General features: G+C 45.3%; 13 protein-coding genes. 3 read left to right on the forward strand and 10 right to left on the reverse strand.

The annotated features are described in order from the left end of the window. The first annotated feature begins 40 nt into the window (after positions 1-40). Positions 41-853: a glycyl-radical enzyme activating protein gene (locus NIE88_RS03265; protein WP_253058748.1), complete on the forward strand. Its 813-nt coding sequence runs from the start codon at positions 41-43 to the stop codon at positions 851-853. A gap of 76 nt (positions 854-929) precedes the next feature. Here NIE88_RS03265 and pheT read toward each other — a convergent pair whose 3' ends face one another. From pheT to NIE88_RS03280, 3 genes are all read right to left on the reverse strand, one after another. Beyond that, entirely contained in the window at positions 930-3347 is a 2418-nt protein-coding gene (gene pheT, locus NIE88_RS03270) for a phenylalanine--tRNA ligase subunit beta (RefSeq protein ID WP_253058750.1), read from the reverse strand. A 14-nt stretch (positions 3348-3361) separates the two neighbouring features. Continuing rightward, positions 3362-4399 carry a phenylalanine--tRNA ligase subunit alpha gene (gene pheS, locus NIE88_RS03275; RefSeq protein ID WP_253058752.1) on the reverse strand — a complete coding sequence of 346 codons (1038 nt, stop codon included), beginning with the start codon at positions 4397-4399 and terminating at the stop codon, positions 3362-3364. Positions 4400-4826: 427 nt separating this feature from the next. Continuing rightward, a complete protein-coding gene (locus tag NIE88_RS03280; protein WP_253059218.1) occupies positions 4827-5585 on the reverse strand; it encodes a TrmH family RNA methyltransferase in 759 nt (252 codons plus the stop codon). A 204-nt stretch (positions 5586-5789) separates the two neighbouring features. Here NIE88_RS03280 and sspI point away from each other — a divergent pair, with 204 nt between their 5' ends. Then, the gene (gene sspI / locus NIE88_RS03285; protein ID WP_253058754.1) at positions 5790-5993 is read left to right on the forward strand and encodes a small acid-soluble spore protein SspI; all 204 of its coding nucleotides are present in this window, start codon (positions 5790-5792) and stop codon (positions 5991-5993) included. Positions 5994-6105: 112 nt separating this feature from the next. Here sspI and NIE88_RS03290 read toward each other — a convergent pair whose 3' ends face one another. From NIE88_RS03290 to NIE88_RS03320, 7 genes are read right to left on the reverse strand one after another with little or no spacing between them, the layout of a single operon-like run. Further along, a complete protein-coding gene (locus NIE88_RS03290) occupies positions 6106-6810 on the reverse strand; it encodes an HAD family hydrolase (protein ID WP_253058756.1) in 705 nt (234 codons plus the stop codon). Then, complete coding sequence (locus NIE88_RS03295; protein ID WP_253058758.1) at positions 6803-8245, reverse strand: CehA/McbA family metallohydrolase; 1443 nt, start codon at positions 8243-8245, stop codon at positions 6803-6805. Before NIE88_RS03295 ends, NIE88_RS03290 begins: the two co-directional genes overlap by 8 nt. A 15-nt stretch (positions 8246-8260) precedes the next feature. After that, the gene (locus NIE88_RS03300; RefSeq protein WP_253058760.1) at positions 8261-9064 is read right to left on the reverse strand and encodes an extracellular solute-binding protein; all 804 of its coding nucleotides are present in this window, start codon (positions 9062-9064) and stop codon (positions 8261-8263) included. Beyond that, positions 9051-9602 (reverse strand): extracellular solute-binding protein, encoded by a 552-nt coding sequence (locus NIE88_RS03305; protein WP_253058762.1) that lies wholly within the window; start codon positions 9600-9602, stop codon positions 9051-9053. The genes NIE88_RS03300 and NIE88_RS03305 overlap by 14 nt, the downstream gene beginning before the upstream one ends. Beyond that, on the reverse strand, positions 9586-10422 hold the full coding sequence (locus NIE88_RS03310) for a carbohydrate ABC transporter permease (protein ID WP_253058764.1): 837 nt from the start codon (positions 10420-10422) through the stop codon (positions 9586-9588). The genes NIE88_RS03305 and NIE88_RS03310 overlap by 17 nt, the downstream gene beginning before the upstream one ends. 28 nt (positions 10423-10450) lie before the next feature. Continuing rightward, complete coding sequence (locus tag NIE88_RS03315; protein ID WP_253058766.1) at positions 10451-11326, reverse strand: carbohydrate ABC transporter permease; 876 nt, start codon at positions 11324-11326, stop codon at positions 10451-10453. Then, the gene (locus NIE88_RS03320) at positions 11316-12401 is read right to left on the reverse strand and encodes an ABC transporter ATP-binding protein (RefSeq protein ID WP_253058776.1); all 1086 of its coding nucleotides are present in this window, start codon (positions 12399-12401) and stop codon (positions 11316-11318) included. The genes NIE88_RS03315 and NIE88_RS03320 overlap by 11 nt, the downstream gene beginning before the upstream one ends. Before the next feature lie 186 nt (positions 12402-12587). Between NIE88_RS03320 and NIE88_RS03325 the strand changes: the two genes are divergently transcribed. After that, complete coding sequence (locus NIE88_RS03325; protein WP_253058778.1) at positions 12588-13373, forward strand: DeoR/GlpR family DNA-binding transcription regulator; 786 nt, start codon at positions 12588-12590, stop codon at positions 13371-13373. Positions 13374-13380: the final 7 nt, after the last annotated feature.

Genomic DNA, 13380 nt, shown 5'->3' on the forward strand with positions numbered 1-13380 from the left:
TTAAAATAAAGACGATGAAAAGGAATTGAGGCGATTTTAATTGAAAACGTTTACCAATAATAAAACGAGACATTCAAAAGGACTCATCTTTAATATACAGAAATTCAGTCTTAATGACGGACCCGGAATACGAACGGTCATCTTTTTTAAGGGCTGCCCGCTGCGATGTCCTTGGTGCGCTAATCCCGAATCCCAAAGAGCCTGTCCTGAAAAAATGTACGATCATGTTAACGGCAATACTACTGTCGTTGGTGAATTCAAGAGCATTGCGGAAATTATTAAAATGATTTTACAGGATCGTGATTACTATGAGGAATCAAATGGCGGTGTCACTTTCTCAGGCGGAGAAGTGCTTAATCAAGCTCCTTTTGCGATTGAACTTGCAAAAGTGATAAAAAATGAAGGCATTCACCTCGTTTGTGAGACAACCGGATTTTCCAAGCCCGCTGTCTTTCAAGAATTTATGAAGTACATGGATCTTATTTTCTATGATGTAAAGCATTGGGACAGCGAAAAACATCGCGCGATAACGGGCGTTGATAATGAAATAATTATTCATAATCTTGAATCTGCTTTAACGACACAGAAGAAGCTCATCGTCAGAATTCCAATTATTCCTTGCTTTAACGACACTCTAAGCGATGCCGCGCATTTCAGTCAATTGTTTAAACGTATCGGTGTCACAAAGGTTGAATTACTCCCATTCCATCAATTTGGTTTGAATAAGTACGCAGAATTGGGGCGCAAATACGAAATGAAAGATGTCCGGCAATTACATGCGAAAGATCTTCAAGATTATAAAAAAGTATTGAACGAAGCGGGAATCACAGTCAAATTGAACGGAGCTTTTTAATCACGATCCTCACAATTTTTCACACGAAAAAACCGATGTGATTTTTCGTCACATCGGCTTTTACTTCTTTTATTTGTTATCCTCGAAGCTCTGCACCTAACTGCTCCGCGCAGGCACGGACAATCTTTTCATGAACGATGGTCACTTCTTCATCGGTCAAGGTTCGCTCCGGATCAAAATAGACAAGTGAGAACGCCATCGACTTCTCATCCGGCGCTACATGACTGCCTTCATAGACATCAAAGAGGCGAACAGATTTAAGCAGCGGAGTCCCATTCTCGCGAATCACACGGTCAAGATCAGCTGCGGCTACCGTTCGTTTCACCACAAGTGCGATATCACGCGTTGTCGACGGGAAGCGCGGCAATCCATGATACTTGATGTCCGCCTCTCCATGATGAAGCAGCGATTCAATGGCAAGCTCGAAAACAAAGGTTTCGCTTAATCCGTAATCTTTCTCAACCTTCGGATGGAGAGTGCCAAGATAACCGATAACCTCACCTTTAAACAAAATGTCTGCGGTTTGTCCCGGGTGCATTCCTTCACGTTTCGATGGAGCATAAACGATTTGATCACCGACAGCCAGAGAATCAAGCAGCGATTCAACAATCCCTTTCACTGAGAAAAAGTCGACCGCATCCGATTCACCTTCCCAGTTTCTTTCCGTACGTTTCCCGGTAATGATTCCTGCTAGATGCTCTTCCTCAGCCGGTCTCGCTTCTCCTTTAACCGGAAGGAACACTTTGCCGATTTCATAAAATTTAATATCCGGCATCTGTCTGTTCAGATGATATTGAGCAACGTTAATAAGTTGAGGAACGATACTCTGGCGCAATGCCGCATGCTCTTCGCTCATCGGCCAAACAACTTGTGTCGGCTCTACTCCCTGATTGTTTACCACATAGAAAGAAGCATTTTCCTTCGATGTAAGCGAATAAGTGTATGCCTGGGTCAGGCCCATGCTGTTCATTAAGCCCTCCACTCTCCTGCGGATCTTCTGATAAGGTGTCAACGATGCATGAGATGATGTGCCTTCAGGAAGTGTCGCCGGAATATGATTGTATCCGTAAATACGTCCGACTTCTTCGACGAGATCTTCCGGAATCGTCACATCGAAGCGCCTGGCCGGTACGGATACATGCATCGTTTCATCTTCCACATCAACGATAAAATTAAGCCGTCTCAATATCCCGACGATCTGCTCACACGTGAAATCCGCTCCTAGAACTTGGTTGATTTTTTGCCAAGGCATCGTAATCTGATGCTCATCTACCGTTCGTTCGCCAACCTCGACAATACCTTTAAGCACTGTCGCGTGAGCGTATCGCACGAGCAGTTCGGCTGCCCGATCGGCTGCCAGCGCAACTCGATTGCGGTCAAGCCCTTTCTCATAGCGGCTGCTGGCGTCTGAGCGTAATTGAAGTCTCGCCGCTGTTTTGCGGATTGAGATCGGATCAAAGATTGCGGCTTCAAGCAGAACATTCTCTGTGGCACGTGAAACCTCTGTATTTTCACCGCCCATAACCCCTGCTACGGCGACACCCTTTTTGCCATTGGTTATGAGCAGATCCTCATCGGTCAGTTTTCTCAACTGGCCGTCAAGAGTCGTGATTTCTTCATGATCTCCGGCAAAGCGGACAAGTACATGATCCGATCCGAATTGATCAAAATCAAACGTATGGAGCGGCTGCCCGTATTCGAGCATCACGTAATTTGAAACATCAACGACATTGCTGATCGGACGGACACCGGCGTTGATCAGACGCAGCTGCATCCAGCGCGGTGACGGAGCGACTTTTATGCTGTTCAGGACACGGGCGCCATAATAAGAAACCTTGTCCCCGGCATCAACAGAGATACTGATTTTTTCACTCGCCGGCTGGTCGGATTCGATTACTTCCGGCTTTTTCAATTTAATCGGACGATCAAGAATTGCGCCGACTTCATAAGCAACCCCGATCATATTCATGCAGTGCGCACTGTTCACCAGAATATCCAAATCAAGAATTGCGTCGTCAAGATTCAAATAAGGAAGTGCATCTGCACCGACTGGAACCTCATCGTCAAAAACATAAATACCGTCCGCATATTCCTTGGGCACATAATTATGATCGAAGCCGAGTTCGTCAAGCGAACAGATCATGCCGTTTGAAATCTCGCCGCGCAGCTTTGCTCGCTTGATCTTCACATTATTGGCGATTCTTGCGCCAACTGTAGCAACCGGAACTTTCTGTCCGGCGGCGACATTCGGCGCGCCGCAAACAATTTGCACCGATTCCGCGCCGAGGTCGACCTGACACAGGTGAAGCTTCTCTGCTTCAGGATGCTGCTCGCAAGACTCAACCTTGCCGACAACAATACCTTTCAAGCCTTCTCCCGGATAAACAATATGCTCCACTTCAATCCCGGAATTTGTAATTTTATCTGCTAATTCTTCCGGCGTAATACCGCTTAAATCCACATAATCCTGTAACCATTTATAAGAAACCAGCATCGCTCATTCTCCCCTTATGCCCGATTAAATTGTCTCAAGAAACGAATGTCATTCGTATAGAAATGACGAATGTCTTCAATGCCGTATTTCAGCATTGCGATACGTTCCGGCCCCATCCCAAATGCAAAGCCTGTATACTCACTTGGATCAAATCCGGACATGCGCAGCACATTGGGATGAACCATGCCGGCCCCTAGAATTTCAATCCAACCCGTACCTTTGCAGACATTGCATCCGTGCCCGCCGCACCTGAAGCAGGAAATATCCATTTCTACCGACGGTTCGGTAAAAGGAAAAAAGCTTGGACGAAGACGGATTTCGCGATCCGCACCAAACATATGCTTTGCAAATACGGTCAGAATTCCCTTCAAATCACTCAGGCGTACATGATGATCGACATAAAGACCTTCAATCTGCATGAATTGGTGCGAGTGCGTCGCATCGTCATTATCACGGCGATAGACCTTTCCGGGACAAATAACTTTAACCGGACCGACTCCTTTATGCTTTTCCAAGGTGTGCGCCTGAACAGGGGATGTATGTGTGCGCATCAGTAGTTCATCAGTAATATAGAACGAATCCTGCATGTCACGGGCAGGATGATCCTTCGGTAGATTTAACGCTTCAAAATTGTAATAATCTTGTTCGACTTCAGGACCTTCTTCAATAGAAAAACCAAGCCCGATGAACAGATCTTCAACCTCCTGAATAATTGAAGCAAGCAGATGAGGGCTGCCTGTTGCTATTTTTCTTCCGGGCAGCGTAACATCAATTTTTTCATGTTCCAGCTTCATCTCAAGCAGCTTTGCTTCCAGATCCGCCTTCTTTTCTTCAATTCTTGCCGCAATGAGTTTGCGCACTTCATTCGCCAATTGTCCCACAACTGGACGTTCTTCAGCAGAAAGCTTGCCCATACTTTTCATGACTTCTGTGATTGGCCCTTTTTTGCCTAGGAAACGAATCTGTGCTTCCTGTAACGCCTTCAAACCATTTGCCGAACTAATGTTCGCCAAAGCCTGTTCGCGCAGCTCAAGCAGTTTTTCTTTTAACATGTCCTTCATCCCTTCACGTATAATTATTTTTTACAAATTTTCCCAAAAATGAGATGCGGCAGCATTTTTTCCTGAACTTTTGAGTATCGTCTAAAAAGCCAAAAAAGCCTCGCCCCTGAAAAGGGACGAAGCGTCGCGTTACCACCCTTGTTGGCCATTTGCAAAATCCAAATAACCCACTCGAAAACATTTAACGGCGAATGCCGGCCCATTCTAGACCGGCCTCCGCCGGCTTCAAACGGCAACTTAGGAGCGAATTCGTTCGGTCCGTATCATAAGCACGCTTTCAGTCGATGACGCGCTCTCCCTGAACGGCGGATACCAAATTACTGCTCTCCATCACAGTTTTTACCTTATTGGGTTCACGAACAATGATAAATTCAATCATCTGAACGAGTCTTTTCCTAGTATAGGCAATTTCAAACGGTTATGCAAGTCCTACCGATTGAAGCCAGTACAACAGAATACCTGAGGCAACGGCCACATTTAGCGATTCAGCGCGGCCGGCCATTGGAATTTTTACCTGCTGATCCATCACGGCAAGCAATTTCGGTGAAGCTCCGTTCCCCTCGTTGCCAACGACCAATCCATAATACGGACTGCTGACCGGCACCTGATGAAGCTCATTTCCTTGAAGTGAAGACCCGTACAATGGAATTTTCTGCTTCTTCATTTCATCAACTAAACTAAATAAATTTTTATGGATGACCGGCAGGTGAAAATGCGAGCCCTGAGCAGAGCGCAGAGTTTTCGCATTGTATCCATCGACACAGCCGTCGCCAAGATAAATTGCATCAAGGCCAAAAGCATCCGCAGTTCGAATCAATGTTCCGAGATTCCCCGGGTCCTGCACCCCATCAACGAGTAAGTAGCGGCCAGGCCGCAAAGTGACTGCTGCCTGGCTCATGTCGCATATCGCAATGATGCCCTGCGGTGTTTCTGTTTGCGTCAGTTCTGTAAATATTTTATGAGTAACCTGAAAAATTTCAATCGAATCAAGTGGCCAATCCGTCGGCAGATGAAACGCTTCATCAATCAAAATCGCGTTAATCTGCTGTTTCGCAGAAAAGACCGCTTCTTGCACTAAGTGCGGCCCTTCAAGCAAATATTTATGCTCACGATCGCGCCATTTTCTTATTTTCAACTTTTTCCATAATTTTACTTTTTCATTTTGCAATGACACCATTCGTCTCACACAGAAGAGCTCCTTTAAATTCAGTACAATGGCAAAGCTAGAACTCACGTCATTTGAAACAAGCGAATTCTTCGTTGCGCACCTACCCGTTTCCACTATTATTTTGTCAATCTCGACCAGTATATTTGTCCGTTTACTATCCATACTATACCATATCATCAGCTTTAAGTGCTCACAGAAAGGGGTTTTCTATTCATGGATCTAGACATTCGCCGCGCAGTGCTGCACAATCTGTCCGGTAACGACAAGAAACAGCTTCAAGACACGGTCGTTGATGCGATTCAAGACGGTCAAGAAAAGATGCTGCCCGGACTCGGTGTTTTATTCGAAGTTCTTTGGAACAAATCGGACAATGCGTTCCGTGACCAGATGCTCACGCGGCTCGAACAAGGAGTATAAAAAAAGCGAGCATCAGCTGTTCACGCATCGAAAAACCTCAGAACGAAGTGAGCAGTCACTTCGCTCTGAGGTTTTCTTTTTAAATCATTGCCTGCCCGTTCCATAGAATCATTCAATCTTGATTTAAGATCAGACAATTCGGATCGAGCAACTGATGCACCGTTGGAATAATGCAATCGGTTAATCCTGCTAGCGTTCTTTTCGTACAGACGCCCGAAAGGACACCAACACCAAAAGCTACGTGATCAGCAAACTCCATGTCCACTTCAGTATCGCCAATGTGAATAACCTCAGCGGCTGTTAATTGGGCGTTTTTACAAAATGTCCAAGCCATTTCTCCTGAAGGCTTTTCTTTGAAATGATCTGAGGTACCGATAAAGTCGAGATACGGCAGGATTTCCAGTTGATCCAGCGTATGCAAGGTTGGTAAATAATCGTCTCCTGTTGCAATACCGAGCGCATAGCCTTTCTGTTTCAGCGCTTGAAACAGAAAGCGAATATCACCGATCGGCTCAATATATTCCGGATGAACAACTAATTCTTCGTAAAAAAAACGACGCATACCCTTCAGCACTTCATCAGATGAACGCTGATACCAGCCTCCAATCACCCGTGCAAGATCCTTCGTGCTCCCGCTGGCAATCAGCCCGCCTTCCACTGCTCGTTCGCCTTTTATGCCGATTTTTTTCAGTAAATACGGATCCGTACCGGCAACCTCAGGACGAAGCCGGCGAAGAAATAAAACAACCGAGTTTACCCATTGCTTGTTAAATTTTATGAGTGTTCCGTCTTTATCAAAAAGAATCCCTTTAATCATTCATTTTCTCCAATACATCGCCCCATGTTAGTAAAACAGGTTGTTTATTGCCGAAATAAACCGGATTCGTGAAACCGACCAGTCTTCCCGATGTGTCGCGAATATTGACGCGCACCCAGTGATAATCCGCCCTTTCAAAAGTCAGTGTTTTCACCACTCGCACAGCTTTTGAACGGCTGAATATCTGTCCGTCAACGATCCATTCCGCACGATATGGCTGATCAAAAACGACTCGGAGCATTGCTTGATAGGGCTTGTCCGACTCTATAGGAAGCACCGTCCCCGGGCGTTCTCCGTTAACCTTAAAGTCAATCTTGCAATTGTGACGACTGACAAAGACGCACCCCTTTTTAATTTGACTGAGTATTTCATCTGCCGACAGACAAGAAGCATAGACATAGGTACCCGGATCGCCGATAAGTGAGGGCTCTTCACTGTCCGGATAAGTCTCATTTGGACGCAAATGACTGTCCGACCCGCCGACACCGGTAACATGACGACCATCCTGGAGCATAATCTCCCATGCTTTAAGTGCTCGTTCAGTTGCCTGCTGATTCGCTTTATACGTTGGATCATTCCAAATTTCAATACAATCAATTAAGGAAAGATCCGTGCTCCCGACCAGCCATTTCCATTCCGTTAGAAACGGGTGATTGACTGAATTCAGAATACCGTGATTGCGGCACCGTTTCTGCAACCGATTTAATCCATCGCTGGTGAAGGCCAATTGTTCTTCTGATCCAATAAAAGGGTCTCTACGTGCACCGAGCTGATTGTAATGGCCGATTGGTGTGGTCACCTCCGTACCTGGTATGACAAGCACATCGGAAACAGGCCATGACGTTGGAACAATATTGTGATCGGTTGCGACAAAGAAATCCAATTGATTGCACTTTGCCGTCACATTATTTTCTTCCCGAGTCATTTTCCCATCAGAATAAATCGTGTGTGTATGAAGATCACCTTTATACCATCTATGTTCAGATACAAGCATCCGATTCCACGGATAAAGACCTAAATCAAAGGATGCTTTTTTATTATCAAACCAGAGCTGTTCATCACTCTCGATCACTTCTGATTCCTTTTCTGAATCGAAGCATTGGATCTCGATGGTTCCCCAACATCCAAGCGGTTCGCTGCCCGCAGTACCCAACACAACGACATGCACGACCCACTCGCCTTCGGGAAAGGGTCCGGATATGGTATAAGGTGCCTGCCATCGATCACGACCAAGGACGACCGGCTGGGGTGTTCGCCCGCCGATGTAGTGAGCACGTACCTCACCTTTAGGATCGACGAGTTGATAGCTGCCCCATTTTCCTGCTTCGGGCGTCCATTTGATTGACAGTCGGCACGTTTCCGGTGCAAGCCGCAACGTAAATTTTTTGAATAGAGAATTACTATTTGTTTTTGTCTGCTCTAAGATAAATTTCATCATTTCGCCTCATTTTTAGTCAACTGCGTCGAGTGCCGCCTGTGCTGCTTTTTGCGCTTTTGTGAGTGCCGTCTTTGCCGGAACATTTTGCAGTTCCACCTGATCAGCAGCGTCGGATAAAGCTTGGTTGATTTTTCCGCCCGTCGGATCGAGCAGACGCGGTGTTCCTTGCTGTGCCTGTTTGAATGGAACGGCTGCATACGGGTTTTTCTTTAGAAATGCGGCATAAGTCGGATCATCCATCGCTGAATTGCGAACAGGAATGTAACCAATCGCCTGCGCCCAGCTTGCGTTTACCTTCGGACTCGTAAAATAGGAAACAAATTCGTAAGCAGCTTTTTTCTGTGCATCGGTTAATGAATGCGGAATAGTCAGATATAACGCATCGACATTCGGCTTGGCTGTGTTCCCGCCCATTCCAGGTTGCACCGCCGAATCAATTTTTGTAAAATCGAGATCGCCTTTATCACCTGAGGAACCTGTATATCCTGCTGATTGCCCTTTCATCACATCATCAATCGTCTTATACCAATATTCCCAGCCCTGTCCTCCGGAATTGATTTTCATCGTTTTATCAACAAAGACGGCTTTGCGAATCATTTCCCATGCATCAATCCATTCCTGTGAATCAATGGTCACTTTTTTGCCATCCGCACTCAGAATTGTTCCGCCGTTGCTCAGTGCAACGTCGATTAAATTATCTGCGCCCCACATCGGTTCATAGCCATAAGAAGCATAGTTGCCTTGTTTCACTTTTTTTGCTGCTTCAGTTAGGTTTTCCCAGCTGGCAAACGCTTTTTGTGGATCAATACCCGCCACCCGCCTTTTTAAAGATGTCTTTTCTGAAATAAGTCACCTGCGTGGTTCCGTAAGCCGGAAGTCCGTAGGTCTTGCCTCCGATTTCCGCCGGTTTCGTAAATACCGGAAGAAAATCATCAGACTTCATCGATTTATCGGACGAAATATAGCTGTCTAACGATTCAAGCACTTTTTTCTTACCGAGATCATTCATTGATCCTGCATCAAGCAGCGCAATTCCCGGTGCGTTTCCTGAGGTAATGGAGGCCTGAAGTTTTTGATAAGTCGTTGTATAATCCGGTTGTGAAACGCCAACCACTTCAATGTTTTTATGCGTTGCATTAAACTCCGCAATGATTTGTTTCATTTTTTTGCCCGCCGCACTGCCCAGACCGTACCAATAGTCTATTTTTACTTTTCCAGATTTGCTCGTGTCCCCGTCTGCTCCAGAAGCACATCCGCCAAGTACACTTAACGCCAGCACCAAAATCATCATTCGCAGCATCAATCGTTTCAATTTTTCCATCTCCCTTAATATTTTTTTATCCTTTAAGCCCACTGTCTCCGACTCCCTTGATAAACCACTTTTGAAAAATAAAGAATAAGAGTAAGAGAGGAGCTACAGAAATCACATTGACAGCCATAATCATTGCCCATTGATTTTGAAAGGTTCCCTGTGTTGTAAAAAACTGATTCAGCCCGACGGTGATCAAATACTTGGATTGACTCTTCACAATCAGCGACGGCCACAAATAATTGTTATACATTTCAACAAACGTAATCATCGCCAGCGTAAAGATCGTTGACAGCGACATCGGACACATGACTTTCCATAGGATTTGCCAGTCGTTTGCTCCTTCGGAACGCGCTGCCTCAACAATTTCCTTAGGTACTTTCAGAAAAGACTGCCTGAGCAGAAAGATGGAGAACACGCTGCTGATGTTTGAGACAACAATCCCGGTTAAAGAATCAAGAAGCCCTAACTTCGCCAGAATGACATAGCTCGGAACATACGTAACAGCAGCCGGCAGCATATACGTTAAGAGCATACTTTGAAATAGAAATGCCTTTCCCTTGAACTCAAGCTGCGTCAATCCGTAGGCAATCATGCTCGAGAGCATGATTTGAATTACCGTGATTGCAGTCGCAGTGATCAGACTGTTGGCAAGATAAATACCAAAGGGCGCCAAATTAAATGCGTTTAAATAATTTTTCCACTGAAAAGTTTCCGGAATCCACACCGGCGGCTGAGCGAAAATTTCGCTTCCGGTCTTAAAGGAACTGAGAAACATCCAAATAAGCGGTAAAACCATCATGAATGCCAGCAAAATCAGAATCAGATAAAGAACGGCCTTTGTGATCAAGCGTCGATTTGCCATTGTATGGCCTCACCCTCTTCCAAACGGTTCAATAATGAACCCAATATTTCGACAGTCTGAATTGAATTAGCGATATGACTGCCGTAATGATAACTAAAATGATAGCGACTGCTGTTGCCTGTCCCATGTTAAACTGCTGAAAAGCCATCTGATAATACAAGTACAGCAAGGTCCGCGTACTGCCTGCGGGGCCGCCCTGTGTCATGACCTGAATTTGATCGTACGCCTGCATCGCACTGATGATTAACGTTACGGCAAGAAACAGGGTGATCGGCGAGACAAGCGGCAGATAAAGCTTGCGGATACATTGCCAAATCGTGGCCCCCTCCAGCTTGCACACATCAATGAACTCATCTGATATTTTTCCTAAAGCATCACAGTAGAAGATCATGCACCAGCCGACGCTTTTCCAGACAGTGACAATGATGACTGCCCACATTGCAAACGTTGAACTTTGCAGCCACTCAGGTTGGGGCAACTGCAGCCAGCCTAAGAATTGATTCAGCAAACCGATTTTTGGTTCGTAGATCCATGACCAGACGATCGACATGGCAACCATTGGCGTCACCCACGGCGAGAAAATCAGAGCCTTGAACAACGGGCGTCCCTTAATTTGCACACGAAGCAGCAAGGCAAGCAAAAAACCGATAATCAGGGTCGGAACCGTTGTCCAAAATGCGAAAAAAAATGTGTTCCAAAGCGCGCCAAGAAAATCAGGAGATTTAAGAACCGTCACATAATTGTCGAGCTGCACGTAATGAATCTCCGGGCTGATATAGTCCCAATCCGTAAAGCTCAGCCACAAGGATACAAACATAGGAATAAACCAAAAAACGATGAGCGGAATCACAGGCACGCCAATAAATAACGCGAATGAACCAAAGCCTTGCATCCTATGCCTCATACGCTGCCGCCTCAATCGTTAATCGTTTGCCAGATTCAGCATCAAAAAAATGGCACTTGTCTTCTGGAAAGCGGACATACACGGTTTCTCCGGAGCAAAAGTCACGATCGGGCTCGCAGCGAATAACAATCTGCTTATCTGTTCCGGCAATCTCGCCATGAACATATGTATCTGCGCCCATGAGTTCTGCATAGTTGACCGTCACAGGCAGCCCATCTGCCGCAACCAAAATGTTTTCAGGGCGAATGCCGAGCAACACACGTCCCTGCGTATACGAATCGCTTTTTTTTAATGAAAGCGGAATAAAATCGTCCCATCGTGCCGAATCGCTGCCGGCGGCATGAAATACGTTCATCTGAGGCATGCCGATGAATGTCGCTACAAAGGTATTGGCAGGCGCAGTATAAATCTGTTTCGGTGTTCCGATTTGTTGAATCCGTCCGTCCTTAAGAACCACAATGCGCGTCGCCATGGTCATCGCCTCGACTTGATCATGGGTCACATAGATTGTTGTCGTTTCGAGTTTTTGATGCAGATTAAGAATCTCTTCACGCATCTGCGTCCTCAATTTGGCATCCAGATTAGATAATGGCTCATCCATTAAAAACAAATCTGCCTGACGAACAATGGCCCGTCCAAGAGCAACACGCTGACGCTGACCGCCGGAAAGCTGCTTCGGTTTTTCATGAAGCAGCCTCTGCAGCCCGAGCATTTCGGCCGCGTTGTATACGGCTTCATTAACTTTTTGTTTCGGATAATGCCTGATACGCAAACCGAAAGCAATATTTTCAAATACAGACAGATGGGGAAATAAGGCATAATTTTGAAAAACAACGGATAGATTGCGGTCTTTTGCCGGAAGCCGATTCGCTTTTTTTCCGTTTAGAAAAAGTTCACCCGAGGTTATATCTTCCAAGCCTGCGATCATGCGCAGCAGCGTTGATTTTCCGCAGCCTGAAGGACCGACAAACACAATAAATTCCCCATCCCGAACAGACAGATTAAAATCATGAATCACCGTTTTTTTGTTTTGAGTGTAGATTTTCTGCAAATGTGTCAAAACAAGTTTTTCCACAAAAATCAAGCACCTCACTTTTTTCTTAGCTTCGGATTCATTATAACAAGCGACTCTAAATGGGCTTTTAAGCGATTGTAAAGAGAGGTAAGCCTTTGTAAAGATATAAAATAAATCCCACAGAAACCCACATCAGATGGTAAAGTTAATGTACATTCATTGTTCCGACTATGGAGGGATAAAACCATGTTAAAAATAGAACGGCAGCGTTTTATTCTATCTGAAATCACACGCTATAAAACGTTGAAAAACAAGTGGCTTTGTGATGAGCTTGGTGTCTCAAGTGAAACGATACGGCGGGATTTAGAAGAAATGGAACAGGGGGGAATGCTGATCCGCGTGCATGGAGGTGCCTATTTAAACAACGAGAATGTTCGAGAGGTCAGCTTTGTCGATCGTGAACAGCTCCACATCACTGACAAAAAGAAAATTGCGGAGAAATGTGCAGAATTTGTTTATGAAGATGCTGCCATCGCACTTGACGTCAGTACAACAAACACAGAAATCGCTCGCTCCCTTGGCAAACATTTTGAAAAGCTCACTATTTTAACGAATTCAATTATTATCGCAAATGAACTCGCTAAAAAAAGCGGGTTTACTATCATTATGCCCGGAGGTGTTTTACGAAACTCCGAACTGTGCTTTGTTGGCGAATCCAGCGCCAGATATATGGCTCAGTTTCATGCCGATATTTTCTTTATGAGTTTCAGCGGAATTAATCTTAAAGACGGCATTACTGATTATGGCTTTGGTGAAAGCCAGATAAAAACAGCAATGTTTCATAATGCGTCAACAGTATACGCTGTCGGCGACCACAATAAGTTCGAATTGGTTTCCCTAATCAGGATCTGTCCCGCACGCCAAGTAGCGGCAATCATCACAGATGACGGATTGCCGGAAGCGCTGATCAGGAATTATGAAAATAAGGGAATTAATCTTTTTATCGGGGGAAGCCTTTCAGATGAGTCATAATAAATCA

This window comes from Sporolactobacillus shoreicorticis (genome assembly GCF_024125445.1).
In the GTDB taxonomy this organism is placed as follows: Bacteria; Bacillota; Bacilli; order Bacillales; family Sporolactobacillaceae; genus Sporolactobacillus; species Sporolactobacillus shoreicorticis.

What these genes read in the sequence shown, in the direction of transcription:
- pheT (WP_253058750.1), bottom strand. Translation starts at nt 3,347, where the DNA reads ATGCTGGTTTCTTATAAATGGTTACAGGATTATGTGGATTTAAGCGGT.
- NIE88_RS03315 (WP_253058766.1), bottom strand. Translation starts at nt 11,326, where the DNA reads ATGAGGCATAGGATGCAAGGCTTTGGTTCATTCGCGTTATTTATTGGC.
- NIE88_RS03280 (WP_253059218.1), bottom strand. Translation starts at nt 5,585, where the DNA reads ATGGTGTCATTGCAAAATGAAAAAGTAAAATTATGGAAAAAGTTGAAA.
- NIE88_RS03325 (WP_253058778.1), top strand. Translation starts at nt 12,588, where the DNA reads ATGTTAAAAATAGAACGGCAGCGTTTTATTCTATCTGAAATCACACGC.
- pheS (WP_253058752.1), bottom strand. Translation starts at nt 4,399, where the DNA reads ATGTTAAAAGAAAAACTGCTTGAGCTGCGCGAACAGGCTTTGGCGAAC.
- NIE88_RS03290 (WP_253058756.1), bottom strand. Translation starts at nt 6,810, where the DNA reads ATGATTAAAGGGATTCTTTTTGATAAAGACGGAACACTCATAAAATTT.
- NIE88_RS03295 (WP_253058758.1), bottom strand. Translation starts at nt 8,245, where the DNA reads ATGAAATTTATCTTAGAGCAGACAAAAACAAATAGTAATTCTCTATTC.
- NIE88_RS03310 (WP_253058764.1), bottom strand. Translation starts at nt 10,422, where the DNA reads ATGGCAAATCGACGCTTGATCACAAAGGCCGTTCTTTATCTGATTCTG.
- sspI (WP_253058754.1), top strand. Translation starts at nt 5,790, where the DNA reads ATGGATCTAGACATTCGCCGCGCAGTGCTGCACAATCTGTCCGGTAAC.